Origin of the sequence: Vibrio sp. MM46, assembly GCF_027587135.1 — a bacterium.
Taxonomy (GTDB): domain Bacteria; phylum Pseudomonadota; class Gammaproteobacteria; order Enterobacterales; family Vibrionaceae; genus Vibrio; species Vibrio harveyi.
Map to the genome: position 1 here is coordinate 33,610 of NZ_JAPPTO010000012.1, position 26,877 is coordinate 60,486.

The following is a 26,877-nucleotide window of genomic DNA, read 5'->3' on the forward strand; positions in this document are numbered from 1 at the left end:
GATGAAAAACATGAAGAAACTTACTTTGCTCGCCCCTTTGTTCCTTGTCGGTTGTGGTGGTCTTGCCGTAATGGATCGATCCGATGCGGTGAAAGCACAACCTGAAATGTTGGTCAAAACAGATGGCGATTTCTGGGGATTTGGTGCTGATGGCTATTTCGACTTTGCTGGTAAGTACAAAGGAAAATACTCACGTAGCGCCTCAAAGTCGAGCTGGTTCAATCGCGTATCGTTTAAAGATGGGGCGATGGGTGCAGAAGTCACGCGTATCGACAATGGTAAAACTTGGCTATTGAGTTGCACGGGCGGCGGCATGTCAGTTAACTATATGGGCGTCGATTTCGGTGGAAACGATCCTTACACATGCCAAATCACCCAAGACGGTGTAAAAGTCGGTGAGTTTGCGATGGAGCCTAAATCGGCACTGATTGATATCAGCTTAGAAAAGAAAGAAACAGGCACCGTTCGCGTTGGCGACACTCATTTCAATGTGGAAACCGTACACACTAGCCCTGATTCCATGATGGCGGTAGACATTCCATTGGGTTACAGCTTTAAACAAGGCACACAAGAAATTGCGGCAGTGCAAACAAACGGCACAATCGCAGTACAGATGCTGCCAGAACTTAGCGAGCAACAAAAAGATGTTGTTGCTATCGGTGCGGTTGCAAGTGCACTGAGCTGGCGTCCCGAGCAGTAAACGTCTCATACCCTAAAAACCAAAGCCGCTAAAACGAGCGGCTTTTGTTTACTAACAACACTTGTTCTTACAAAGGCTATTTTTCCAATCGAGCCGCATATTGCTTAGGCGTTAAACCACGATGTTTTTTGAACATACGATTAAAGCTGGCCACATTGGTGTAACCGAGACGCACCGCTATATCTTCAATGCTGACGTGCTTACTCAACAAACCCGCAGCAACATTGCTCAATACGTAACCCGATACCGTGGAGAAATTGAGACCTAGTTTATGAAGCCGGCGTTGAAACTGCTGGTCAGATAATCCTAACAACGCAGAGACACGCTCTAGCGTTGGTAATCCGTAATGACTGCTGTAGTGCACCACTTCATATATCACTTTCAGTTCATCTTCTGGATCGGGCATATTGAGTAAATCATCCAAATCGGAAAAACTCATTGCTAAACGGTTGTCTTCGCGATGAATTATCTGTCGAGAAGCGAGACGGTCATCGCCGTTAATCCATATTTCGGTCTTGGGTTGGCTCCATTCTACTTCACAGCCAAAGTACTCTTTATAGAGCTCACCGTTTTTCCTAGAGCCAGAAACCATCACGCGCAATGGTTTGTAATCTTGTCCCAGAAATTCACGTAAAATCTTAATCATGAAAATCGCACAGCGAATGCTGTCATGTACTTTCACTGAGGTTTCAACGAAGGGGTTATGGTAAGTCCACTTGATGATCTTCCCTGACTGCTCGCCAGCAAAAAAAGCCCCCGATTGCAGGTTACTCACTCCGTAATTCACACGTCGAATCGTACTGGCTAAATCGTTACCAGAAAATAACCATCGACCGACAGGACCGAGTTTCTGCAATTCGATGCCACGACTCAAATTAAGCACCACATCAGGATCATTACTGAGTTGCTCAACACGTCGATACCATTCCGCGACCGCCTTTAAAGGCACCAATGTCATTGGGTTATGAAACACCGACGACGGGATCCCAAGCTCTTCAGAGCTCAAATTATACTTAGATAACGCGAGGTTATGCATATTTAAAATACCCATCGCGCGAATAAATCGAACCGTTTTCATAACCAATCACATCAAATTTAATCTTCTAGTGATTGAATTTGTCACAAACCCTCACCTATTTCAATTCCAGATCACAATACGCCAACAGTTTGATAGAGGAGTGTTTAATGAGTTTACTGAGTGTCCCATTTGTCGGAACAGGCGCAGATACAGCGTTACATGTTGTCGCTGCCGTCGTTTTAATCGCGAGTGTCGCTGGCGCATGTTACGGCTTTTGGAAAATCCATGAGTTGCCAATCAATAAGGCACACAGCAAAGACCATCACCAGATAGGGCTTATCACCGCCCTAACCTGGATAGGATTTGTCTGGCACTGGGTATGGGTGTTAGCCGTAATCTTTGCATTCGTTGATATGGAAAAAGCCATCATCAATCTGCGTGATACATGGAAAAGTAAACCGCAAACAGAAACACAGCCACAAGAGGAGGCATAATGTTAGAAGGTTTAGCGGTATGGGCACTCTTCATCTACCTGCTCCGTTTAGTCGGTATGCCTTGGAACAAAGCAACCAAATCGTTCGCTTATCTTGGCGGTTTAGGTTGGTTAATGTTCGTATGGGTAGGTCTCATTAACTTCACGCCTATGGACTTATCTGGCGGCTCTGTTGTGCAATCACCGCACATCCAATTGCGTCCAGATTCGACCAACGTGAAAGGCAAAGTTGACCATATTTACATCAAACCAAATCAACAGATTGAGAAAGGTCAGCTCATTTACGAACTCGATCCAACGCAGTATGAGATCGCATTGAACCAAGCAAACGTGTCAGCTGATTCGGCTCGAGTAGCACTGGCAACAGCACAAGGTGATATCGAGATTGAAGAAGCAAACCATCAAGCTCTGGTACAAGATCTAGAAACCTCCAAGAGCCAATTAGAAGCGGCGAAAGTTGACTACAAATTGCAGAAAAAGATGCTCGATCGTTACGTTGAACAAAACCGCGTGGTCCAAAACACCATCACGGAAAGCGACATCGACAAACAATCGAGTGCCGTTGATATGGCACGCCACAACGTGTTAACTCTTGAATCTCAAATTAAGAAGAAACAAGTTGATATCTCACGAGCAAAACTGGCAATTCATAAAGCAGAATTAGCAGTTGAAACCAAACAGGCTGAATTGCGCCAAGCTGAGGAGCAAATTGCAAAAGCGCAATGGGATTTGAACAGTACGAAAGTTCACGCACCAGCAGATGGCTTTGTGACCAACTTTATCTTGCGTGAAGGTCAACGTGTTTCGATGATGCCGCGTATCAACATGTACACCAACGAGAAGTACGTTTTGATGCGCGTCAATCACCAAGCGATTCGTAACATCAAACCAGGTCAACCTGCGGAATTCTCTTCTTCGGTTTATCCTGGCAAGATCTTCTCTGCAACCGTAGAGGGCATTGTTGAAGCGACTGGTGAGTCACAAGGCAACCTACTTGGTTTGGATGATTCCGTTCGCGCTACAACTGGCAAGAACTTACAGAATAAGCATCACTTTGTCCGCCTTAAGATTGACGAGCCAGAAGGCTACGATATCCCTGTCGGTTCGGTTGGCTTAGCATGGGTCAGCGGCGAGAAGCCGATCGGTTTCCTAGCGTTCTTGGATGTGATTCGTGGCATCATCATCCGAATGAAGTCTCAACTGTACTTCTTCTACTCTATCTAAACTCATAAACCGCCAGTTCTGCTGGCGGTTTTCTTTTCATTTGTATCCAAGCATGTACTTTTCCCGTATAACAAATAGTTAGTCATAAACGGAGAAGATTCATGTCGGCAAAGGAAAGAAGCCTACCTACCCATCGTATCTCAAGATTCAGCAAGTTTGCTTCCCTTGCAACCCGTGTCGCAGGCAACGTAATTGCAGAAGGCACTAAACAAATCGCCAAAGGTAATAAACCTAATGCGAAAGACCTGTTGCTGACGCCACAAAACATCGCGCGTTTAACAGACCAACTTGCTCACTTGCGTGGCGCTGCAATGAAGCTTGGTCAAATGCTCTCAATGGATGCTGGTGATGTTTTAGAACCTGAACTCGCCGATATTCTCTCTCGCCTTCGCTCCAACGCAGACCCGATGCCAGCCAAACAGCTAAATGGAGTAATGGAAAGTTCATTAGGGACGAATTGGAAAGCCGAGTTCCTGTCCTTTAACTTCAAGCCAATTGCCAGTGCCTCAATCGGACAAGTACACCAAGCCTACAGCGACGGAGGTGATAACCTAGCAGTCAAAGTGCAATATCCTGGCATAAGAAAGAGCATCGACAGCGACGTAGACAACGTGGGTACTTTGCTCAAAGTCGTTGGGTTGATTCCCGAGTCTGTTGATTACAAAGGGTTGCTGGAAGAAGCCAAAAAGCAACTGCATGATGAAGCCGATTACGCACGAGAAGCGCAATTTGCCATTCGTTATCATGACGCTTTGAAGGATCACCCTCATTTTGTCGTGCCAAAGATTCACACTGAAAGTTGTTCAGAATCCGTTCTCGCTATGGAATTCATTGATGGCAGCCCGATTGAGCAAATTGAACACTATGACCAAAATACGCGTGACTTCGTTATGCACAGCCTGCTCGAATTGCTATTTCGAGAGCTGTTCGAATTCAAGATGGTGCAAACCGATCCCAACTTTGCCAACTATTTATACATAGAAAACACCCGTCAAATCGGCTTGTTAGATTTCGGTGCGACTCGCGAGTACAGCGAACGATTCAGCACTGGTTATCGCCAAGCTTTTGCATCGGTTGTTAACGACGACGAACAAGGCTTGAACGATGCACTGGAACAGATTGGTTTCTTCAGCACAACCATCATGCCTACGCAGCGCCAAGCGATTCTTGATTTGGTAAAAATGGCATGTGAGCCAATGTTAGTGGATGAGCCTTATGACTTCAAAGCCAGTGGTTTAGCCCAGAAACTTCGAGAAGCTGGAACCATTCTAAGCATGGAGCAAGACTACTGGCACACGCCACCAGCAGATGCCCTATTCCTACATAGAAAGATCGGCGGAATGTACTTGCTGGCAGCCCGTATTGGCGCAAAAGTGAACATTCGCCAATTGGTCTCACCTTACCTACAGATAAGTAACCAATAGGCTATTGTTTTTCTGCTATTTTCGAGTACCTTGATCAGCTGCCTATAAGAATAATCTGACTGTCGGGGTGCTCGGTGAGTAAGTTTCAAGACCTCTCCACTCTAATCGAACAAATTGTCCAAGCAGACGAAGCGGATCAAGTCACCGCTTTGAATGATTCTATCGAATGCGGTCTCGAGCCCGGTGCTGTTGCGCTTATCCTCGAAGCCTTTCCTATCGATGATCGTGTGCGCTTGTGGCGTGCATTACCACTAGAGCTACATATTGATGTACTAACGGAAATGCGTGCTGAAGTGCGTCTTTCTATCATCGAAGCATTATCGGAAATAGAGCTAAAGCTCACGCTAGCCAAGCTAGATAACTTATCTTTAATCGAATGGGCAGACTCTCTGCCAGAAGAGTTCATCAATGAAGCACTAGAGCTTATCGAGAAAGATGAACTTGAGCTTTATGATCAAGCGAACGAATACGAAGACGAACAACTCGGTCGTTGGGCAGAGCGTAAGATAATCACCCTCCCTTTTAATATCACCGTTGGTAAAGCAAGACGCTTGATGGAGCGCTATAGCTACGATACACCACAGCAAGTGTATCTCATCAACCGTAAGAAACAGTTTCGTGGTGCGGTAAACTACTATGAAATCTTGCGTAGTGAAGCTGACGTCCGCCTTAAAACTTTAGCGATTGAGACCGTCACCGTACTCGATAGTAAAATGGAACTTCCGGAAGCAGTGGAAGCACTTGAGCACAGTGCGCTTCCGGCACTTCCGGTTACCGATGCGGATCAAACCCTGATCGGTGAAGTTGATTGGCAATTTGCATTGAGTACTCAACGTGAAATCTACGAAGCACGTTTGATGGCGGGTACCGGTATGGACGAAGGCGATGACTTATTCGCCCCTGTTTTAAAGAGTTCGCAAAAGCGTGGAGTTTGGTTGGGTATAAATTTACTCACTGCAATTCTAGCCTCCGTCACCATTGGTCTATTTGAAGACGTGATTGCGCAGGTGGTCGCCCTTGCTGTGCTGATGCCAATAGTAGCCTCAATGGGTGGTATCGCTGGTAGCCAAACACTGACCCTGATGGTTCGTGCTATGGCATTAAACCAGATCACTCCAGGTAACCGTTTTGCATTACTCAAAAACGAATTGGGAATCGGCTCTCTTAACGCATTGCTGTGGGCGCTGATCATCGGTGGTTTAGCAGGGCTTTGGTTCCAATCTCCCGTATTGGGCAGCACCATTGCTCTGGCGATCATCGTCAATATTGTTACTGCAGCCTTATTTGGTGTGCTTATCCCAATAGTTTTAGACAAGCTCAAACTCGATCCAGCATTGGCGGGCTCAGTGATTCTGACCACGGTAACGGATGTCGTTGGCTTCTTTGCCTTCTTAGGTACCGCAAGCCTAGTAATGTTATAAAAAGAATTACTCTAGTTAATTAATTCATCATTAGCATTATAATTACAAATTGCAATCCGCATTTGCAATTTGCAACAAACAGCTAAATTTAGGCAACTCATATCACAGAAACCGTGTTTTTTCGGTGGTTTTAAAGTTGGCACACTAACTGCATTATTTAAAGTGACCCTTCTTAAGCCGAGGGTCACCTAGCCAACTGACGTTGTTAGTGAACTTGAATTTGTTCACAAGTATATAAGCCAATCGCACTCTTTGCGGTTGGCTATTTTTTTGTCTATTCCTTCTCCAACTTCTTCGATTTACCCTCCCGCGCTCAGCAACCAACCTTATTCAATAACTTTACAATCGATTACACACGTAAAAGATACGATATTATCTGTTAGAAATACCCGCTTAAGCCAAACTATCAAGTCAAACCAACAAAAGAACAAACTTACAAATCGCCTTTCGATTAAATAACAAACAACGGTTACCAGCAAGCTCATAAAAACGTTTGCCAACCATCACTAAAATCAATCAAATCGCAATTTTATAAACAAACCACATAAATATGACATCATAACCACGAACTACCAATGACACCGATTTCATTACACATTACAGAAAACAAAACCCACTTGTAGCTAAACTTTTTTGATTTTTCAAAAAACCATAACACCATGTTTTAAAAAGCATTAATAAACAAAAACCTTAAAGCAAACGCTTAAGTGACAAAAAACTCATTGACTATGAGATTTACATCACGATAATACGCGCCGTTTGCCCAGAAATTGGGATCTATAATTCGTTTTAATTTTCTTTGCGGAGGTAAAAATGGCTGCAGACAATAACTACAGTCTTGGACCGGTTCCTAACACTGCCAGAAAGGGTGTTGCATCATTAACCATGGTAATGTTGGGACTCACTTTCTTCTCCGCAAGTATGTGGACAGGCGGTTCGCTCGGTACCGGACTTTCTTTTGATGATTTCTTCCTCGCTGTTCTTATTGGTAACCTAATCCTCGGCATCTACACTTCTTTCCTCGGTTACATCGGCGCTTCTACTGGTCTCTCTACTCACCTCCTTGCTCGTTTCTCATTTGGCTCTAAAGGCTCTTGGCTCCCTTCCGCTCTTCTTGGTGGCACACAAGTTGGTTGGTTTGGTGTTGGCGTGGCTATGTTTGCAATTCCAGTAAACAAAGCAACAGGCATTGACACAAACACACTCATTATCATTTCTGGTCTACTCATGACCGCAACGGTTTACTTCGGTATCTCTGCACTAATGGTACTTTCAGCGATTGCAGTACCAGCGATTGCTCTGCTTGGTGGTTACTCAGTAGTCGAAGCGGTAAACAGCGTTGGTGGTGTAGCTGAGCTACAAAAAGTACAACCAGCACAACCTATCGACTTTTCTGTAGCGCTAGCAATGGTCGTTGGCTCATTTGTCAGTGCAGGGACACTAACTGCAGACTTCGTACGTTTCGGCAAAAAGCCAAAAGGTGCCGTGATGGTCACAATGGTGGCATTCTTCATCGGTAACTCATTGATGTTCATCTTCGGTGCCGCAGGTGCCGCAGTAACCGGTCAATCAGACATTTCAGAAGTGATGATTGCGCAAGGTCTTCTTATCCCAGCTATCATCGTGCTTGGCTTAAACATCTGGACAACCAATGACAATGCGCTTTACGCATCAGGTCTAGGATTCTCCAACATCACAGGCTTGCCAAGTAAATACATCTCTATGGCAAACGGTTTAATAGGTACATTGTGCGCACTATGGCTGTACAATAACTTTGTAGGCTGGTTAACCTTCCTATCGCTTGCAATTCCACCAATTGGTGGCGTCATTATTGCGGACTTCTTCATGAACCGTAAACGTTACAAAAATTTCGCAGCAGCAGAGTTCCAAACAGTCAACTGGGCTGGCATTATCGCGGTAGCGATTGGCGTTGCAGCAGGTCACTTCCTTCCGGGCGTAGTACCTGTGAACGCGGTACTAGGCGGCACAATCAGCTACCTGATTCTAAATCCTATTCTTAATAAAAAGACACTGGCACAGCAGCCAGCGTAAGGAACCATCATGACAACACTATTGATCAAGAACGCAACGCTTAAGGGACAGGAAGGTCTCCAGCAAATTTTGATTGAGGATGGTCAATTCAAGCGTATTGAAGACAATAATGTAGAACTAGATTACACAGGTGACACTCTTGATGCGGAGGGCGGCATGGCTGTCGCGCCATTCTGTGAGCCGCACATTCACCTAGACACCACGCAAACCGCTGGTGAGCCGAGCTGGAACATCTCTGGTACACTTTTCGAAGGTATCGAGCGTTGGGCTGAGCGCAAAGAAATGCTGTCGATTGAAGACGTAAAATCACGCGCGAAACAAACACTTAAGTGGCAAATTGCAAACGGTGTACAGCACGTTCGTACTCACGTTGACGTTTCTGACCCTACTCTAATTGCTCTAAAAGCAATGGTAGAAGTACGCGAAGAAATGAAAGAGTGGGTAGACATCCAAATCGTTGCGTTTCCACAAGAAGGCATTCTGTCTTATCCGAACGGCAAAGAATTGCTAGAAGAGGCAGTTCAGTTGGGTGCTGACGTTATTGGTGCTATTCCTCACTTTGAATTCACTCGTGAGTACGGCATCGAGTCTCTGCACTACGTTTTCGAACTGGCACAGAAATACGACCGTTTGATCGACGTACACTGTGATGAGATCGATGACGAGCAATCACGCTTTGTTGAAACACTTGCAGCGCTAGCGCACAAGTTCAACATGGGTCACAAGGTAACCGCAAGCCATACAACGGCGATGGGCTCTTACAACGGTGCTTACGCATCTCGCCTGTTCCGTCTGCTACGCATGTCTGGCATCAACTTTGTTGCAAACCCATTGGTGAACATCCACCTTCAAGGTCGCTTCGATGATTACCCGAAACGCCGTGGTGTGACTCGTGTAAAAGAAATGCTGAACGCCAACATCAACGTATGTTTTGGTCACGATGACGTCTTTGATCCTTGGTACCCACTAGGCACTGCAAACATGCTGCAAGTTCTGCACATGGGTCTGCACGTATGTCAGGTAATGGGTTACGACCAAATCAACAACTCACTTGATCTGATCAGCACCAATTCAGCACGCACACTGAACATTCAAGACAAACACGGCATTGAAGCAGGTAAGCCAGGTAGCTTGCTTATCCTTCCTGCAGAAAATGGTTTTGATGCAGTGCGCCGCCAAGTACCTGTTCGCTACTCTGTTCGCCACGGTAAAGTCATTGCTGAAACTCAACCGGCAACAACGCACATTCACCTTGGTCAACAAGAGCAAGTAACGTACAAGCGTTAATCTCTAATCTGCACATACAAAAAAGGGTCTGACTTGCATCAGACCCTTTTTTATTTCTTTACGCGTTGCGTTAGCTGTCTACGGCAACTAATGACATTTCTTAGCAACGAGGGTGTATTCCCTAAATAAACAACCTTGCCATCTTGATCAATGATTGCAGGAACAACCTTTAAGCCTTTCATGTCTGCGCCGTATTCCACCAACTTACGCTCTAGCTCATATAAATCCTGCATAGCTTAGGCTCAATTTATAATTCTCAATTTCGCGTGAATGCTATCCCTCTGAAGGAGGATTAATATTGATCCAGATCACAAAATGGCGATCCAGTTTATGCTTGGCTCAAACATGAGACAGCACAAGCGATCTTGTGCTATTTCCACCATTTTAGATTGTTATCTGTTGTGATATTACTTCAAATTATATTTCAGAATATAGATAGTTTACGTAATAAATATTTGCACTCATGCTGAACAAGCACTAAAGTTAGCAAGTTAGTTGAGCTTTATATTAAAAAGCCAAAAATCGCCCAAAGTAGATTTACCACTAACAACGTCAAAATTAGTGCTTATAAAATAAAAGAATAAAACCATATAGGGTCAACAGCGATGTTGACCCTTTTCTTTATCTCTTTTTTATCGAGCTATTCAGTTAAGATTTGAGCTTTTTAATAAAAGTTATTTACATGTGATAACTGACGGTTATCAGCGAGATAAGTGGATTCACAATCAAACAGCGTTCAATAATAGCTCCGAACCAAACATCTCGGAGTGAACACATGAACATTTTCAACAAAACAACATTGGTCGCGGCGCTATCTCTTCCCCTACTTGCAGGATGCGTGACTCCGGGAGAAGACGATCCAAATGCATTAACAAAACAAGGAGCCGCTGGCGGTGCACTTCTCGGTCTTACTATGGGCGCATTAACTGGCGACGCAGAGCTTGCAATGAAAGGCGCTGTCGCAGGTGGTGTTGCTGGCGGAGTAGCAGGAGCTGGCGCAGATATTCACAACAATCGAGAAAACATTCGCCATGATAGCCGTAACGAAGCGATTGGTGGCATCAATGGCGGTCAGAATACAGCAACCACCAACGCACCTCAGCAATGGCAAGAAATCGATAACTTTGTTGGGGATTGGAACGTAAACATCCAAAACCACAATCGCGATTTTAAAGGCTTAGACGGCTTACAAGCGCACGGTTCTCTGGCGAAAACAACAGAAGCAAATATTAAGGTGACCAACTCGCAAGGTGTTGACCTTAATGCCGCATTCACGTTCGACCAACAAGCTGGCTATCAATTGACATTAACTAACCAAGCAAAAGATGTATCGGTCGCATTTGCAGGCGAGCAACAAGCGCAAAGCAATCGCTACAACTTTTATCCGATGAACATTAACGACGTTATCTATCAAGGAATTCCAACCGGTGATGTACGTGTGGAACTAGGTTTCGCAGGTCCAAACGTTTGGACCATCGATAGCTATGCATACATCGACGGAGCAGAGCAAAAAGTGCAGACGTTCCGCTTCACTCGTACACAATAAAACGACAACGTATTCATCGTAACATCGCAATAACAACGTCTCATTTGGCAATTTAATAAAGGCTTAGGCATACTCTGTCTAAGCCTTTATTTTTTAGAAGAAATCCATGTCTCAACTCAATACATCAGAGCTCAACCGATTTGAGTCTCAGTTCCTTCAATTTATGCAACAAGAGATGCAAACCGATGCGGCTCACGACCTCAGCCATGTCCGCCGCGTAGTCAAGACAGCTCGCCAACTTGCACTTCAAGAAGGCGCTGAGTTAGCAGTTGTGTTACCCGCAGCCTATTTGCATGATTGTTTCACCTATCCCAAAGATCACCTAAACCGTAAACAAAGCTCCGCTATTGCGGCAACCAAAGCCATTTCGTTTCTTGAAAGTATCGATTACCCTGCTCAATACCATGACGCCATTGCCCACGCGATCGAATCGCACAGTTTTAGCGCCAATATTACGCCAAATACTTTGGAAGCTAAGGTCGTCCAAGACGCAGACCGCTTAGATGCGCTTGGCGCTATTGGCGTTACACGCTGTATTCAAGTCAGCACACTATTTGATGCCACCTTGTATAACGAACAGGATATGTTTGCAGAGCATCGAGAACTGGAAGATAAACGATTCACCATCGATCACTTCCAAACCAAACTGTTTAAAATTGTAGATACGATGAACACCAAAGCGGCGTATGAAGAAGCTGTGAAGCGTAAAGCGTTTATGCAATCTTACCTAGAACAGTTGCGCCAAGAAGTAGAAGGTTAATATGTCGGAAAGTCACAACCTAATTAAAGAGCTTAAACACCAGCTCAAGTTGTCCGGTATACACTATGTCGATGTAGCAAAACACTTGGGCTTAAGCGAAGGTTCCGTAAAGCGCTTATTGGCAGAAGGCAGTCAAATTAGCCTCGATCGGTTGGAGCGAATCTGTCAACTAATTGGTTTGGAAATGGCAGAATTGTTTAAGCTATCAGCGGCACGTAACAAAGGGCTGGAATCGCTCACGTTAGAACAAGAAAAGCAGCTGGTCGACGATAAAGGCTTGTTGCTTGTTGCGGTATGTGTGGTTAATGGTTATCGCTTCGAGCAAATCATCGAGCAATACACCTTTGATGAATTGGAGCTCATACAAAAGCTCGCACAACTCGACCGCCTCAATATCATTGACTTGCTACCAGGCAATAAGATTCGTCTACGTATCTCCCCGACTTTTCGTTGGCACACTGGCGGTCCTATTCAGCGTTTCTTCCAACAACAAGTTCAAGATGCCTTCTTCCAAAGCTATTTCTCCGCCGAAGATGAAAAACTGGTGATGGCGACGGGGCTGATGAGCTTGCCAACAAACAAAAAGATGCAACAGAAGCTACAGAAGGTCATTGATGAGTTTTACCAAATCTGCCAAAGCGACGACTCATTAGACATGAACGAGAAACACGGTACTTCTCTAGTGATTGCCATGCGTCGCTGGACATTTCCGCTGTTTAAGCCTTGGGAACGTAAATAGGGACTACCTGATGCTCGATAAACTCAAAAGCCTATCTATCAAGACAAGACCTATTCTCCCTTTATTCGTGTTAATTGTATTTGGTGGTTTTGCTGTGTTCGTTGCCACGCTTCTGCAACTTTCCAATATGGTTAAAGAGTCTTATCTGATTCCGAGTGGTGTAGCGGCTTTATGGGCTCTTGCCGCTTGGGTGATGATCTCAAGCTTTCAGCATGTTCCAGAGCTTACGCCAAGCCTTGGCTTTTTCAAACGAATGAAAGCTCGCATGGTACGTCTGTTTTTTTATCTCATTGCTTTGGGCTTTATAGGATTGTCTGGCTTCATCCTATTTGTCACATTGAGAATGCTCAGTGCCTGGTTCCGACACTAAATTCATACTCGTAATACATAAAAGCACCAGTTCGTATCAAATCACGAATTTATGCAATCAAAAGTAGCATTAAGTGTTACTTTTGGTTTCTCATAACGTAACTCTTTTCTTCACACTGGCTTCCTAAAGCCAAGCCTTTAAAGTGCTCCCATCTCAACGCTATTTCGCCTTTACGGAGCCAGCATGTTTCTCACTAAACGATTCTTCCCTTATTTCGTCACTCAGTGCCTTGGTGCACTGAACGACAATATCTACAAAAATGTTCTTTTACTGATGGTGACGTACAGCCAAATTGACTCACTGCCAATGTCGGTTGACCTTTTTGTTAACCTTGCTGCTGGCTTGTTTATCCTTCCCTTTTTTCTGTTTTCTGCCCACGCAGGTGCGATTGCAGACAACATGGACAAAGCAAAATTGATCCGCCGCTTAAAACTTATTGAATTAGTGATCATGAGTTGCGCTGCGACTGCCATTATGACGCAGAGTGCTATCCTGATGCTCGTCCTCCTCTTCATGACTGGTACTCAATCGGCTTATTTCGGTCCAGTGAAATACGCTCTACTTCCTCAAGCGCTAAAGTCGAATGAACTAGTGAAAGGTAACGCTTGGGTTGAGATGGGGACTTTCCTTTCGATTCTGATTGGTACATTAAGCGCTGGTCTATTACTCGCAGTTCCAAACGGCATGATTATCGCCTCTTGCATTGTGATTACGCTATCTCTGCTTGGTCTGTTAAGCAGCGCTAACATCCCTTCTCTGCCAAGTAAGAAAAGTGACAAAGTAAAGTTCGAGCCTATTACTGGTTTGAAGAAAACGCTCAAACTGGCACAAAAACAACGCGGTATTTGGATGTCGATTCTAGCCATCAGTTGGTTCTGGTTTATGGGCGCAACTTACCTGACCCAATTTCCAAATTTTGCTCGCGAACACTTATTCGCAGACAGCACTGTGGTTTCTCTATTATTGGCTCTATTTTCAATTGGTATCGCTACGGGTTCATGGCTATGTGAGAAGTTGTCTTTCAATCAAGTAGAACTGGGCATTCTGCCATTTGGTATTTTGGGCTTAACAATTTTCAGTGCAGACCTTTTATGGGCGGTGCCTGCAATCGAATCTTTTCCAAGTCAGTATTACGCTATACATAACTTTGTTACTCAGTCTTCGCATATTCGAGTGATGATCGATTTGTTCTTGGTTGGTGTGAGCGGCGGTGTGTTTATTGTTCCCCTTTATGCGTTTATCCAATCACGCTCTGAAGAAGGCGAATGTGCTCAATCTATTGCAGCCAATAACATAATGAATGCACTATTTATGGTCGCTTCTGCTGCTGTTTCAATCTTGATCTTAAGTGTTTTAGAGTTCTCTATCGTTGAACTGTTTGCAATTTTGGCCGTCGGTAACTTCATCGTAGCTGTCTACGTTTACCGCCAAGTACCTGAGTTTACTCAGCGCTTTGTTAGCTACTTACTAAGCCACTGTTTGTACCGAGTATCCGTAACTGGTCGTCAGCACATCCCAGAGCAAGGTGCAGCCCTGATTGTGGCAAACCATGTGAGCTATGTAGATGCTTTGATTCTAATGGGCACATCAACCCGCCCAGTGCGATTTGTGATGGACAAATCAATCAGCGAGCTGCCTGTTCTTAAATACGTCTTCCGCCATGCTGGCGTCATCCCAATTTGCTCTCCACGCAAATGCGCAGAGACTTACAAAAAAGCTTTCGAACAGATTGAGCAGGCTCTTAGTAACGATGAAGTTGTTTGTATCTTCCCTGAAGGTCGCTTGACCTCAAATGGCGAACTAGGCGAGTTCAGACCCGGTGTTGAGAAGATTTTAAAGCGTACACCTGTACCCGTGATTCCAATGGCGTTAAAAGGCTTATGGGGATCTTTCTTCAGTCACAAAAATGGACATGCGTTAACTAAACGCCCTACTCGCTTTTGGTCTCGTATCGAAGTCAATATCGGTGAGTTATTGCAACCAGCCACACTAGATCGCCATTTGTTACAAAAAGAAGTGCAAGATTTGCTAATTCGCTGACAGTAGCCCTGTGGAGAATTTAGTAGGATAAAATCAACATCATAAATCTAGGAGGTATTATGAAAATCATCATCTTACATGGTCTTTATATGCATGGGCTGGTCATGCAGCCTCTTAGCCAAAAGCTGAGAAAGCTGGGCTACGAGACCCAAGTATTGAGTTACAACACGGTTTCAATTAATGAAGAATCGCTATTTAACTCCATCGACAAAGCGCTTAACCCGTTGACTGCTAATGTGTTAGTGGGTCATAGCCTAGGTGGCTTGATGATTAAACGATACCTCGCAAGCAGAAAACCATCGACAAGCCTCGTTTCTCACGTTGTTGCAATTGGCTCACCGCTGAAAGGCGCTTCCATCGTGACTCGCATTCAGGATTTAGGTTTAGGTGCGATTCTTGGTAACTCACCATACCATGGTCTGAATAAGCACGAGGACAGTTGGACTTTCCCACAAAAGCTTGGCAGCATCGCTGGCACGATGGCAATTGGTGCAAGACCCATTCTAATGCACAGAGACAACACCATGTCTGACGGTACGGTTACTGTCGATGAGACACGCTTAGAGGGCATGCAAGACCATATTGAGACCAAACAAACTCATACCAGCCTTATATACAACACCTACGTGCCTGCACAGATTGATCACTTTATCAAAACTGATCACTTCAGCCGATAGCGCACTTTTCCATCAAGTAGTTGCAATCTACTTTTCAAGCCAAGGCGTTCGCAGTACTATCCCTACTCCGACCACTCATTTGAGTGTCGGAGTTTTTTACTTCTGACCATATTGGTTGGATTCAATGTTCTCAGGGCGGGGCGAAATTCCCCACCGGCGGTATACTCTTTTGAGTGAGCCCGCGAGCGCTCGATTCGTCGAGGTCAGCAGATCTGGTGAGATGCCAGAGCCGACGGTTATAGTCCGGATGAAAGAGAATAAGAAAACATCAGCGTTTTCCTCAACGTTCTTTGTTGATGAACACTGGTGCACTTCTTTTTGGATCGCATTTTTATTGCGTGGGTTTGTGCCAACTTACCGTTGGCGGCTCAGCGCATGCATAAAATGTGACGATCCCTCATACCGCCCTGATTCTGGTGATATTTAGGAGTTAACCATGAATCAGTCATCACTACTTGCCGAATTTGGCGACCCAATTACTCGCGTTGAAAACGCACTTATCGCACTTAAAGAAGGTCGTGGCGTACTTCTTCTCGACGATGAAGATCGTGAAAACGAAGGCGACATCATTTATTCCGTAGAGCACTTAACCAATGAGCAAATGGCTCTTATGATCCGCGAATGCAGCGGTATTGTTTGTCTGTGTCTGACCGATGCTCAAGCAGACAAGTTGGAACTGCCACCAATGGTTGTAAACAACAACAGCGCAAACCAAACGGCTTTCACGGTTTCTATTGAAGCAAAACATGGTGTAACAACTGGCGTTTCTGCCGCTGACCGCGTGACGACCATCAAAACAGCTGCTAACCCAAATGCAAAACCAGACGACTTGGCTCGTCCTGGTCACGTGTTCCCGCTGCGCGCTCGTCCTGGTGGCGTAATGACTCGCCGTGGTCACACAGAAGGCACTATCGATCTAATGCAAATGGCAGGTTTGCAGCCTGCTGGCGTGTTATGTGAGGTGACAAATCCAGATGGCACTATGGCAAAAACACCAGAGATCGTCGCGTTTGGTCGTTTACACAACATGCCAGTACTGACCATCGAAGATATGGTTGCTTACCGTAATCAATTTGATTTGAAGCTAGCGTAATCAACACGTATTTGCTCTAGTAAAAAGCCGCTGAACTCAGCGGCTTTTTTGATCGATTTGGTTCCTTTTCTAGTAGTTATACTTAGTAAAAATAAAAGGAATCAACATCATGAAAGGAATTACTCGCAGCGCACTTATCGCGACACTACTCTCCACCAGCTCTTTGACTTTTGCATCGAGTTGCCCAGATATCTTGCAAGGTAAGCAACGACTTCTCAATTCAACAGAAGAAATAGCCCTGTGTGATGCCTTTAAAGGCAAAACACTATTGGTTGTGAACACCGCGAGCCAATGCGGCTTCACTCCCCAATTCGAGCAACTGGAACAGCTACACCAAACGTACAAAGATCAAAACTTTTCAGTTGTCGGCTTTCCTAGTAACGACTTTCGTCAAGACCGTGGTAGCGAAGAGAAGACCGCAAAAATCTGTTACCTCGACTATGGTGTCACCTTCCCTATGATGGCTAAAACGTCTGTCCTAGGTGAGGATGCAAATCCAGTATTTACCCAGATCAGTACCCAAGCGGGCATTACACCGAAATGGAACTTCTACAAGTTCTTGATCAATAAAGAAGGCAAAGTCGTCGTGACCTTCCCAAGCTCAACCTCTCCAACAAGTACTACGCTTACTAACATGATTGAACAGCAACTGTAAGGAAGGCTGCTATGACAACCACACGTACGACGATGTTGCAATTGGGTTATTTGGGGCTGTTGCCATTTCTGTTCAGCTTGGTTCTCATCGTTACGGAAAGAACTTTGTTTAACTTGTCTGGGGAACAATTTTTTATCGCTTACAGTGCAGTGATTTTGAGTTTTCTCTCAGGGGTACTTTGGGGCAATGCTATTGATCATTTTTATCACCGCTTGAGTCGCAATGCATTGGTGCTCAGTAATTTATTTGTACTACTCGCTTGGGGAGCGCTACTACAAGGTAACAAACACTATTTGATTGCAACTCTGCTATTGGCTGCTGGTTACATTGCCGTTTGGTACGCGGAAAAGCTGATTCGGAAAATAGAAAAAGAGGCGGAGCCAAAAGGTTACCAGATGATGCGAGGCAAGCTCACGACAGGCGTAGTGCTCATGCATGGGTTGGTTTTAATTGCATAATCTGGTCTGTCCACCTACCAGATCACAAAATTACTGTTGTTATATAAAACAATGTTCATTTCGTGAGCCTATAGCAATTTTGAACACTGTTTTGTTCCAATTATGAACAGGCAAGCATATAAGTACTCAAAAGCATTCACAAAGGATATGAATATGTTTTTTCGTAAACTTCTTTTTAGTACTGCAGTTATCAACGCAACAGCAGGTTGCGTGTCTTACCAAGCTCATCAAGCTGCGGTCAATACGGTGAATAACACTGGCGTGGTTTTAAATACCGTGGTGAAAACCACTATAGCCCAACCTTGTAACGTTGCCGTCACCATGGCGAGCTTGTTTTACCCAAACGCGATCTTTATGACCGATATGCCAACAGCAGCTTGCACAGCCGTCCTACGCTAAAGCGAACAAAACAAAAAAATGGCGACCTCATTGGTCGCCATTTTTCATTTTATAATTAAAGCGTTAGTAAGTAGTTTACCAACTTATTGTACTCATCGTAGCTTCGGATTTCGTTCGGTAATACGATGTACTTGTTGTTAACAACCACCCCCGGAACACCAGTCAACGTACTTTGCTTAAACTGCTTATCGAAACCCTTTTGCATCGAGTTTACGGCAAAGCTGTTGTATGCCGCATCAAATTTCTTACCATCTACCCCATTGTCCACAAAGATTTGCTTCAATTCAGCTTCATTTTGAGGTGCTTGACGTTTCTGGTGAATTTGAGCAAACATCGCCGGTACCATCGTCTTCTCTACGCCCAAAGACACCATTGTCGCGTATGACTTCGCCATCGGCACCGCCATATTGCCGCCCATAAATGCGACATGTACTTTCTCAAAACTCGCGTCTTTTGGTAGCGATGGTTTTAGGTTATCGATGACTGATTCAAATTTGTAACAGTGTGGGCAATAGAAAGAGAAAAATTCGGTTACTGTCGGTTTCTTCGACTTCTCTACGTCCAACACTTTGTAATGTTTACCCGCTTCAAATTGCGCAGCGTGAGCAGTGAATGCCAGTAATAGAGTGCTACAAAGAGCAAATAGCTTTTTCATGTTTGATTCCTTCAGGCACACGTGTGCCGTATTCATTAGTGAGTTTTTTAAAAGCCCAGCAGGGCTGGTTTGTGATGAATAAAAGGATCAAACAATAGGAGGACGGTAAGGTTTATAAACCACAGTCACTGCTTTCGGTGTGGATGATTTATCGATCAGTGCGAGGCTATGCGGGAGCAAGATGACATCATCTTGCAAAAGGTTAGTTGGAATTTTCACGATACAGGAAGAGCTGCAACTGGTATGTGCTTGCTGCCCTTTTTCCATCAAGTGATCACTATGGTGCGACTCGATGCAATCCTTATTATCTACACCCATTTTTTGATGAAGTTCAGCGACAGGGTCTTTGTTTGAACTCACATCAATTGGTGCCGTTGCTGCACGCACACTCGACACGACACCCGTTAGCAACATGGCTAATAGACAAAGCATTGTCGTCAGGAATGTACGGTTAAAACTCGGCATACAACTTCTTCAAAATATGGTGAATCTTCATCATACAGAATCCTTCTTTTCATACAAGCCAATCACTTAGTAGCACGTTCACAAACCAGAGGATTCTGACACTCGATACCGACTGCAATGCCGATAACACTTGAAATCCTTATGAAACCTGAGTAATAGTTAGATCAGTTTTTGTACAAACAAGGAAAGATTAATGCTTAAAAAGAGATTCTTTAAAACAAAAGACGAAGTCGAAGTCACGTTCGAGCTAGACAAAAACCAGTGGGAGTCGATTCAAATTGCAGGCGACTTTAACAACTGGCAACCAGAACCAATGAAGCTCGTGAAGAAAAGTGGACAGTTTAAATTTAAAACACGCTTGCCGAAAGAACAGAATATTCAGTTCCGTTACCTATTTAACGAAGCTGAGTGGGAAAACGACCCACAAGCGGATGCCTACGTACCAAATGGTTTTGGCAGTGATAACAGTGTCGTGTGCACTCAAGAGCAACCAGCTTAATCACACAGACAGAAAAGATAGGCGTACTCAGTGCGCCTTTTTTATCGCCAATTTTTCATCGAGTTACCATTAATTGTTGCTATACAACAACAGTGTTTTACCTAAAGTGATATATATCAACAAAAGCCATTTCCTTAATATACCCACATCGCAGCGAGATAGATGTTCTTAACTAAAAGCTGCTCTCATACAAAAGCAACTCTCAAACAAAGAGATGAAGGAAACAAAAGATGAAAAAACTGATTGTAATTACAGGTGCAAGTTCTGGTATCGGTGAAGCAATTGCCCGTCGTCTAAGCGATGAAGGTCACCCACTTCTTCTTCTTGCTCGTCGTGTAGAACGTTTGGAAGCCCTAAAGCTGCCAAACACGCTATGTGAGAAAGTAGACGTAACAGACAAGTCTTCATTTGAAGCTGCGATTGCGAAAGCGGAAGAGAAATTTGGTCCAGCTGATGCACTAGTAAACAACGCAGGTGTGATGCTACTTGGTCAAATTGACACACAAGATGCATCAGAATGGAAACGCATGTTCGACGTGAACGTACTTGGTCTGCTAAACGGCATGCAGTCTGTGCTTGCACCAATGAAATCACGTAACAGCGGTACTATCATCAACATCAGCTCAATCGCAGGCAAGAAAACGTTCCCTGATCACGCAGCTTACTGTGGTACTAAATTTGCGGTTCACGCGATTTCTGAAAACGTTCGTGAAGAAGTCGCAGCATCGAATGTTCGTGTAACAACAATTGCCCCTGGTGCGGTAGAAACCGAACTGCTTTCTCACACAACATCGCAAGAAATCAAAGATGGTTACGGCGCATGGAAAGAGGACATGGGCGGCGTTCTTGCTGCTGATGACATCGCACGTGCAGTTGTATTTGCTTACCAGCAGCCACAAAACGTTTGCATCCGTGAAATTGCATTAGCACCAACTAAGCAACAGCCTTAATCTATACGATTTTAAGACGACGAAATTCAAAAAGCGGCTTCAAAGCCGCTTTTTCTCTTTATGTAATCAACGCTCTTCATGTAATCAGCAATCTTCGGTAAATGAGGCGACCGTAACGCTACCGCCGGAGACAGCATCTTTGTAATAAACGTAGCATTTCTTGTGCCACACGTTATCTTTCGTAAAGCCAATAAACGCTTCCCTACCCGCGGCATCACTGCCTTTGTTTGTAACGTAAACTTGCTCAGCATCGATATTAAAGCTCCGCAAAACATTATCTCGGTGTGCAGTGGGATACCCATTACAGGTATAAATGTCATCGATATAGGTATAACACTGGTTTTCAAGACCTTGAGTCAGGGCCTTAGAGAACACAATATCCGAGCCTGTTTTCATCACCGCTTCGATTTCTTTTAATTTTGCCACGCGTCCATCACTAAAAAAAACTAAAATTCGAGGTGCAGAAGTGACAGACACGAGGGCCAATACAACGACAACAATAACCAGCTCTAACAAAGTAAACCCTTTGCTTCTCCTCATAATCAATCTCTCTACAATCCAAGCAAGCCACCAAAGTAATGAAGAAAATTATTTCATAACTACATAGTCGCCACGTAAGCGTTTGTAAGAGGTCGTGCACTTCGTAGACAAAAAAGCCGAGCAGTTGCTTGCTCGGCTCAATCGGTTAACGCTGAAGAAGAAACCTTCTTTACTTCCTCGGCTTAATCGTTCGATAAGCCACATCAGTTAGGTAGTCATTTAGGCGATGTGATGCCGTGACCGCTTCCTCGGCATCAGTATGGCTGACAGCGCGTAAAACGGCAGCATGAAGAGAAGATGCTTCAACCAAATCTGAGTCTTGGTTTTTAAATGCAAACCAAAAGCGACGGGATAAACCTTGTAGTGGTGCCATCGCTAACTGTAGATATTCATTACATGCAGCTTTGACGAGCAAGGTATGGATTTCTTTAAGTAAAGACGCGTAAAGCAGGTCATCTTTGTTTTCTGCACAAGCTTCTAACTGCTCAGCCAACATTAACATCTGCTGCTTCTCTTCAACACTTGCTCGCGAGGCAGCGTAGTTGACACATAAGGCTTCAATGTCGCGACGGACTTCTAGGATCTTTAGTTGGCTCTCGACAGAGATTGCTGGGATTTGAATTCCACGTCGTGGGTGGATCTCAACCATACATTCATAAGCCAATCTTTGTAACGCTTCTCGAACTGGCGTTCGCCCAAGCTCTAACTCTTCTGCCAACTGCTTTTCACTGACCATACTCCCTGGTTCTAATTCGCGGAAGATGATCATTTTTTCAAGTTTGCTGTATGCAACTTCTGTCTTATTGACTGAATTTACGGTCATTCTCGTTCCTATTCCATTGATCAATCTTTTAGTGAGCAATCTCACGATAAGAAGTTTTGCCATTGTACCAAAAAAAGAAATATGAATATATTAAAAACATACAACTGATATATCAGATGAACATCAGTCATCTATTAGTGAGGTAAGAATGAAATCTTGGAACATTATCCGTCGTTATGAACACACTCCTGACCTACCTGTTTTGGCTGAAGTAGAAGTGTTAGTCATTGGCGGAGGTCCTGCTGGTGTTGCCGCAGCTGAAACGGCTGGTCGTCTAGGTAAGAACACTTGGTTAATTGAGAAATACGGTTTTTGCGGTGGTGCTGCCGTCGCGGGCTTATCTGGCACTATTTGTGGTATGTACATGGCATCGGACGATGAAAATGCACAGCCAGAACAAGTAGTATTCGGTTTTACAGAACGTTTTCGTCAAGCATTAGAAAACAAAGGTGGTGTCACTGCTCCACAGCGTTACGGTAAAACGTACACAGTGACGCACGATCCTTTGATGTGGCGTGAAGTTGCTGATGATTTCCTAGAGCAAGCAAATGTCAAAACTCTATTCCATACGTCAGTCACTGGCGTGATCATGGAAGGTGACACATTTAAAGGCGTGATCATCGAATCAAACGCAGGTCAAAGTATCATCTTAAGTAAACAGATCATCGACGCTTCTGGTGATGCTGCTGTGGTAGCTCGTGCGGGCATGGATTATTACTTTGGCGACAATGGTCGTATCCAAAACCCAACCATGTTCTTCCGTTTTGGCGGTGTCGATATGGACACTTATCTCGACTACTACGGTAACGACACGATCTGCCCTCCAAAAGTCACCGAAAATATTCTTGCAGCCAACGAAAGCGGCGAATACCAGTTGCCACGTCATAAGATTTGGATTTTTCCGACCACACGCGCGAATGAGCTGATGGTTAATGCGACACGCCTTGCAGGTCAAGATGGACGCATGCTGAACGTCATTGATCCTGAAGATTTCACAGAAGCCGAAGTGTTCGGTCGTCGCCAAGTTCGTGAGTACGCCCGTTTCTTGAATAACTTTGTTCCTGGTTGTGAACAGGCATTCGTTGTCGACACCGGTGTAGAAGTCGGCATTCGTCAAACGCGCTCTATTGTTGGTATCGAAACGCTAACTAATGAAGACGTTGTTAACTGTCGCAAGCGTGAAGACGGTATTTGCCGTACCCCTTGGCCTATTGAATTGCACTCCGGCGATAAACCAAAACTGCACTGGCTAATTAACGATTACTACGACATCCCATTCCATACGCTAGTGCCAGTGGTTGGTGAAAACATCATTGTTGCTGGTCGATGCTTGAGCGCTGAACACGAAGCGCTTGCTTCTGCTCGCGTCACCGCGCAATGCTTTGAGCTTGGTCATGCAGCTGGCGTTGCTGCTGCACAAGCGATTGATACAAATACGGCGATTCGTGACTTAAATGTCGCGGAGATTCGCGCCACCATGATTAAAAATGGCTCACGCCTGTAAGGACTGAAAAATGACCGAACTAAAAATTGAACGTGTAGAACTTTATGCTGTAGCAGACCGCGATGCAGCACCTGTACCATGGGCAGATAACCAAGAACCTTTGTTATACACCAATAACATCGTCCGTCTAATTTGTAACGATGGTACAGAGGGGTTAGGCGCAACAATCAGCTATACAGAGAATGATTTTGACCGCTGCATTATCGAATCTCAACGCACCATAGTTCCAGGTTTACTGGGTAAAAATCCATTGGCAACTCAAGAGCTCTACAACTGGTTAATGGCGCGTTGTACTTGGGGTGGTCTGCCGGCTAAAGCGCCAATTGATATTGCAGCATGGGACATCAAAGGCAAAAAAGCGGGCATGCCTCTTTACATGCTTTTAGGTGGCGCTCGAAACAAAATGTTGTCTTACGCATCGACGCCAATGTTCGACACCGTAGAAGAGTACTTCCCGTACCTAGACGACTGTATTGCACACGGCTTTAAAGCAATCAAGCTTCACTGCTACTGCGTGTACGAAAAGGACGTTGCCCTTGTTGACGCAGTTCAGGCTCGTTACGGCAAAACAGGCATTCGATTCATGCTTGATACGGCAACCTTCTACACGCCAGAACAAGCAATGGCAATGGCCAAACGCCTAGAACGCTACCACTGGGAATGGTTAGAAGCACCGGTTTCTGATTACGACTACAACACTTATAAACGCCTAGTTAAAAACACTGACCTTGAGATTTCTAGTCATGGTAACTGCTTGTTAACACTGCAAGAAGTGACCTATGCCTTATCACAAGAGATGTGGTCTGACATTCGCCAAGACGCGACGGTTTGCGGTGGTATTACACCTCTAAACAAATGCTTCCACATTGCAGAGGGCTTCTCTAAGAACCTAGAGATCCAATCAATGGGTTACACGCTAACGCAAGCTGCAAACCTGCACGTCGCTCTTGCGCATAACAACTGTAAATTCTTTGAACAATTCTACCCTTACGAAGACTTTGAGCTAGCGTCGAAAACCGTTATCCGCACCGACAAAGAAGGTTATGTCCGTGCTCCTGAAGGCAATGGCTTAGGTGTTGAAATGGATTGGGACAAAGTGAAAGAAATGTCTGTGGCGTCGTACGTTTTCGAATAAACCGCATGCTTCACGACATAAACAATTAATACAGAGACAGCAAAAGACTGACATCCCTCTACCCCTACACTGTCTGCCTTTCTAATTACTCGTATGGGAACGGGAGAAAGGCAGACACCCTGAGTGTCAGTGACAATAAACAAGGCCGTCCGAGTATTCTCATTAATAGACAATATTGGAAAGTCACAATGAAATTGAATACTTCAGAAATCGACTGGAAACTTACTTTTGGCAGTTTTGGATTTGTACTGCTTCTAGGTATTCTTGCAGTGGTATACCCAGAAGCCGTAAAAAGCACCATGAGCGGCATGCTAGATTTTACCGTCATTAACTTCGGTTCTGGTTTCCTTTGGTACACACTTTTTGCAACAGGTGCCCTATTGTTCCTCGCCTTTTCTAAATATGGCGATATTCGTATGGGTGACACCAAACCTAAGTTTACGAAATTCCAACTGTTCGCAATGGCATTGTCTGCGGGCATGGGTGCAAGCACCATGTACTGGGGCTTTATTGAAGCGGTATACTACTTCATGGACCCTCAGTTCGGTATTACAGATAAAGCCATGGCAATGGAATACGCTACGGCTTACAACATGTTCCACTGGGGCGCAGCAGGCTGGTTTATCTACCTCATTGTAGCCATCCCATTCGCCGTCGTATTCTACCTAAAGAAAAGCCGTCGAATGAGCTTAAGTGGTGTCATTAACTCACTGTTTGATGACCGATTACCGGTTTGGGCGCAAAAGTTTATTGACCTACTGTTTATCATCACAACGCTTGCCGCAACCGCATTAACATTAGGTTTGGGCATCCCGATGATTTCCTCTAACCTAGCGAGCTTAACGGGCATTCCAGACAATTTAATGTTGGGTATTGGCGTTATCCTTGGGTTGTCAGTGATCTTCTCTCTCAGCTCTTACATCGGCATTGAGAAAGGCATGGCCCGCCTATCTAGTGCAACCATTTATATCTGTGCAGCGTTTGTTGGCATCATCTTCATCATCGGACCATCAGCTCTGATCATGAACAACTTAACCAATGGCATTGGTATCATGTTGACTGAATACATCCGCATGAGCACCAACACAGATCCATATGGCACAACGTTGTTCCCTCAATACTGGACGGTATTCTTCCTAGCGAACTGGATTTCTTACTCACCGGGTGTAGGTGTCTTCATCACTAAGATCATCCAAGGTCAGAAGCTAAAAGACGTGGTTCTCATCCTCGTGATTGGCGGCACAATGGGCTCTGCGGTTATCTTCGGTGTATGTGGCACCTTCTCAATGGATCTTGTAAACAACGGCGTCGTTGATGGTGTCAAACTGATTGGTGAAGGTCAGCCAACTGAGTTGGTGAAGCAAGTATTTGACTCAACATCTATTCCAATGTTGCTAACTGCTATCTACCTAGTCACGATGATTCTGTTTACAGTAACAACACTAGATGGCACCTCGTATTCACTAGCAGGCATCGCAACTAAACAGCTAGATGAAGAAGCAAACGTAAACCCAATGTTTCGTCTGTTCTGGTGCTTATTGCTAACAGCACTACCAATCATCTTCTTACTGATTAATGCTGACTTGAATATCCTTAAAGCGTTCCCTGTACTGATCATCGTATTGATCGTGCCAGTGTTCTTCATCGCGGCGGTTAAAACACTCCAATACCTTAAGCAAAACTACGGACAAATTATGGAGCATCAACGCCAACAAGACGAACTTCTTGCAAAACAAGCACAAGAGCAACAAGTTGAAGTAACAAACTCGACACCCGCTCCTCAAGCTAGCTAGCATCGACTTCTAACTCTCAAAAGCTCCGATAAACGTCGGAGCTTTTTTATTGGTTGTTAAGTTCAATCACTGCCGTCTATAAATTCCACAAGACTATTGATGTTTATTGAAATCACTGACAAATTTGTTTAAGTTTCAGGAAGAATTCCTACAAAGC

At 44.5% G+C, this 26,877-nt stretch carries 28 protein-coding genes, 1 pseudogene and 1 riboswitch; of the genes and pseudogenes, 22 read left to right on the plus strand and 7 right to left on the minus strand.

Annotated elements, in window-relative coordinates:
- The first annotated feature begins 10 nt into the window (after positions 1-10).
- Positions 11-700: a hypothetical protein gene (locus OH459_RS14695; protein ID WP_049536526.1), complete on the plus strand. Its 690-nt coding sequence runs from the start codon at positions 11-13 to the stop codon at positions 698-700.
- Positions 701-776: 76 nt separating this feature from the next.
- On the opposite strand, the gene OH459_RS14700 is transcribed toward OH459_RS14695, so the two are convergent.
- Positions 777-1,778: an AraC family transcriptional regulator gene (locus tag OH459_RS14700; protein WP_269987451.1), complete on the minus strand. Its 1,002-nt coding sequence runs from the start codon at positions 1,776-1,778 to the stop codon at positions 777-779.
- 107 nt (positions 1,779-1,885) lie between these two features.
- Here OH459_RS14700 and OH459_RS14705 point away from each other — a divergent pair, with 107 nt between their 5' ends.
- The 6 genes from OH459_RS14705 to OH459_RS14730 all read left to right on the plus strand — a co-directional run bounded on the left by OH459_RS14705 (position 1,886) and on the right by OH459_RS14730 (position 9,619).
- Positions 1,886-2,212, plus strand: coding sequence for an MFS transporter (locus tag OH459_RS14705; protein WP_005433326.1), 327 nt, complete (start codon positions 1,886-1,888; stop codon positions 2,210-2,212).
- On the plus strand, positions 2,212-3,435 hold the full coding sequence (locus OH459_RS14710; RefSeq protein WP_005453541.1) for an HlyD family secretion protein: 1,224 nt from the start codon (positions 2,212-2,214) through the stop codon (positions 3,433-3,435). Before OH459_RS14705 ends, OH459_RS14710 begins: the two co-directional genes overlap by 1 nt.
- A gap of 101 nt (positions 3,436-3,536) precedes the next feature.
- Positions 3,537-4,859 (plus strand): ABC1 kinase family protein, encoded by a 1,323-nt coding sequence (locus tag OH459_RS14715; protein WP_269987457.1) that lies wholly within the window; start codon positions 3,537-3,539, stop codon positions 4,857-4,859.
- A 74-nt stretch (positions 4,860-4,933) separates the two neighbouring features.
- Complete coding sequence (locus OH459_RS14720) at positions 4,934-6,280, plus strand: magnesium transporter (RefSeq protein WP_269987459.1); 1,347 nt, start codon at positions 4,934-4,936, stop codon at positions 6,278-6,280.
- A gap of 813 nt (positions 6,281-7,093) precedes the next feature.
- Positions 7,094-8,332, plus strand: a complete 1,239-nt coding sequence (codB, locus tag OH459_RS14725; RefSeq protein ID WP_005453535.1) for a cytosine permease — start codon at positions 7,094-7,096, stop codon at positions 8,330-8,332.
- 9 nt (positions 8,333-8,341) lie between these two features.
- The gene (locus tag OH459_RS14730) at positions 8,342-9,619 is read left to right on the plus strand and encodes a cytosine deaminase (protein ID WP_009696249.1); all 1,278 of its coding nucleotides are present in this window, start codon (positions 8,342-8,344) and stop codon (positions 9,617-9,619) included.
- Between the two features lie 50 nt (positions 9,620-9,669).
- On the opposite strand, the gene OH459_RS14735 is transcribed toward OH459_RS14730, so the two are convergent.
- Positions 9,670-9,852: a hypothetical protein gene (locus OH459_RS14735; RefSeq protein ID WP_005453531.1), complete on the minus strand. Its 183-nt coding sequence runs from the start codon at positions 9,850-9,852 to the stop codon at positions 9,670-9,672.
- A 542-nt stretch (positions 9,853-10,394) separates the two neighbouring features.
- Between OH459_RS14735 and OH459_RS14740 the strand changes: the two genes are divergently transcribed.
- The 10 genes from OH459_RS14740 to OH459_RS14785 all read left to right on the plus strand — a co-directional run bounded on the left by OH459_RS14740 (position 10,395) and on the right by OH459_RS14785 (position 18,356).
- Positions 10,395-11,165: a hypothetical protein gene (locus OH459_RS14740; protein WP_009696250.1), complete on the plus strand. Its 771-nt coding sequence runs from the start codon at positions 10,395-10,397 to the stop codon at positions 11,163-11,165.
- 106 nt (positions 11,166-11,271) lie between these two features.
- Positions 11,272-11,925, plus strand: coding sequence for an HD domain-containing protein (locus OH459_RS14745; RefSeq protein ID WP_269987462.1), 654 nt, complete (start codon positions 11,272-11,274; stop codon positions 11,923-11,925).
- Between the two features lies 1 nt (position 11,926).
- A complete protein-coding gene (locus OH459_RS14750) occupies positions 11,927-12,664 on the plus strand; it encodes a helix-turn-helix domain-containing protein (RefSeq protein ID WP_269987464.1) in 738 nt (245 codons plus the stop codon).
- Positions 12,665-12,674: 10 nt separating this feature from the next.
- The gene (locus OH459_RS14755; RefSeq protein WP_269987466.1) at positions 12,675-13,034 is read left to right on the plus strand and encodes a hypothetical protein; all 360 of its coding nucleotides are present in this window, start codon (positions 12,675-12,677) and stop codon (positions 13,032-13,034) included.
- Positions 13,035-13,217: 183 nt separating this feature from the next.
- Positions 13,218-15,074: an MFS transporter gene (locus tag OH459_RS14760; protein ID WP_038899252.1), complete on the plus strand. Its 1,857-nt coding sequence runs from the start codon at positions 13,218-13,220 to the stop codon at positions 15,072-15,074.
- 59 nt (positions 15,075-15,133) lie between these two features.
- A complete protein-coding gene (locus tag OH459_RS14765; RefSeq protein ID WP_005453520.1) occupies positions 15,134-15,751 on the plus strand; it encodes a cob(I)alamin adenolsyltransferase/cobinamide ATP-dependent adenolsyltransferase in 618 nt (205 codons plus the stop codon).
- 122 nt (positions 15,752-15,873) lie between these two features.
- Positions 15,874-16,014: riboswitch (FMN riboswitch) on the plus strand.
- A 173-nt stretch (positions 16,015-16,187) separates the two neighbouring features.
- The gene (gene ribB / locus OH459_RS14770; RefSeq protein ID WP_005453519.1) at positions 16,188-16,844 is read left to right on the plus strand and encodes a 3,4-dihydroxy-2-butanone-4-phosphate synthase; all 657 of its coding nucleotides are present in this window, start codon (positions 16,188-16,190) and stop codon (positions 16,842-16,844) included.
- A gap of 109 nt (positions 16,845-16,953) precedes the next feature.
- On the plus strand, positions 16,954-17,499 hold the full coding sequence (locus OH459_RS14775) for a glutathione peroxidase (protein WP_269987469.1): 546 nt from the start codon (positions 16,954-16,956) through the stop codon (positions 17,497-17,499).
- An 11-nt stretch (positions 17,500-17,510) separates the two neighbouring features.
- Entirely contained in the window at positions 17,511-17,957 is a 447-nt protein-coding gene (locus tag OH459_RS14780; protein WP_005453517.1) for a DUF3429 domain-containing protein, read from the plus strand.
- Positions 17,958-18,110: 153 nt separating this feature from the next.
- Positions 18,111-18,356, plus strand: a complete 246-nt coding sequence (locus OH459_RS14785) for a hypothetical protein (RefSeq protein ID WP_005453516.1) — start codon at positions 18,111-18,113, stop codon at positions 18,354-18,356.
- Between the two features lie 55 nt (positions 18,357-18,411).
- Here the strand turns inward: OH459_RS14785 and OH459_RS14790 are convergent, their stop codons facing one another.
- Entirely contained in the window at positions 18,412-19,011 is a 600-nt protein-coding gene (locus OH459_RS14790) for a thiol:disulfide interchange protein DsbA/DsbL (RefSeq protein WP_005453513.1), read from the minus strand.
- 87 nt (positions 19,012-19,098) lie between these two features.
- Positions 19,099-19,476, minus strand: coding sequence for a hypothetical protein (locus OH459_RS14795; protein ID WP_110415290.1), 378 nt, complete (start codon positions 19,474-19,476; stop codon positions 19,099-19,101).
- A 193-nt stretch (positions 19,477-19,669) separates the two neighbouring features.
- Here OH459_RS14795 and OH459_RS14800 point away from each other — a divergent pair, with 193 nt between their 5' ends.
- Both OH459_RS14800 and OH459_RS14805 read left to right on the plus strand, forming a co-directional pair.
- Complete coding sequence (locus OH459_RS14800; protein ID WP_009696260.1) at positions 19,670-19,975, plus strand: isoamylase early set domain-containing protein; 306 nt, start codon at positions 19,670-19,672, stop codon at positions 19,973-19,975.
- Positions 19,976-20,205: 230 nt separating this feature from the next.
- Complete coding sequence (locus OH459_RS14805; protein WP_269987475.1) at positions 20,206-20,925, plus strand: SDR family oxidoreductase; 720 nt, start codon at positions 20,206-20,208, stop codon at positions 20,923-20,925.
- Between the two features lie 84 nt (positions 20,926-21,009).
- Here OH459_RS14805 and OH459_RS14810 read toward each other — a convergent pair whose 3' ends face one another.
- From OH459_RS14810 to OH459_RS14820, 3 genes and pseudogenes are all read right to left on the minus strand, one after another.
- Entirely contained in the window at positions 21,010-21,351 is a 342-nt protein-coding gene (locus OH459_RS14810) for a histidine kinase (protein ID WP_259344138.1), read from the minus strand.
- A gap of 45 nt (positions 21,352-21,396) precedes the next feature.
- Positions 21,397-21,465: pseudogene (locus OH459_RS14815) on the minus strand (prepilin-type N-terminal cleavage/methylation domain-containing protein); the annotation flags it as partial.
- Positions 21,466-21,634: 169 nt separating this feature from the next.
- Entirely contained in the window at positions 21,635-22,288 is a 654-nt protein-coding gene (locus OH459_RS14820; RefSeq protein WP_005453503.1) for a GntR family transcriptional regulator, read from the minus strand.
- Positions 22,289-22,436: 148 nt separating this feature from the next.
- Here OH459_RS14820 and OH459_RS14825 point away from each other — a divergent pair, with 148 nt between their 5' ends.
- The 3 genes from OH459_RS14825 (at position 22,437) to OH459_RS14835 (ending at position 26,720) form a co-directional block, all read left to right on the plus strand.
- A complete protein-coding gene (locus OH459_RS14825; RefSeq protein WP_009696263.1) occupies positions 22,437-23,792 on the plus strand; it encodes an FAD-dependent oxidoreductase in 1,356 nt (451 codons plus the stop codon).
- 10 nt (positions 23,793-23,802) lie between these two features.
- Entirely contained in the window at positions 23,803-24,927 is a 1,125-nt protein-coding gene (locus tag OH459_RS14830) for a mandelate racemase/muconate lactonizing enzyme family protein (RefSeq protein WP_009703179.1), read from the plus strand.
- Between the two features lie 188 nt (positions 24,928-25,115).
- Positions 25,116-26,720: a BCCT family transporter gene (locus OH459_RS14835; protein ID WP_005453498.1), complete on the plus strand. Its 1,605-nt coding sequence runs from the start codon at positions 25,116-25,118 to the stop codon at positions 26,718-26,720.
- The last annotated feature ends 157 nt before the right edge of the window (positions 26,721-26,877 follow it).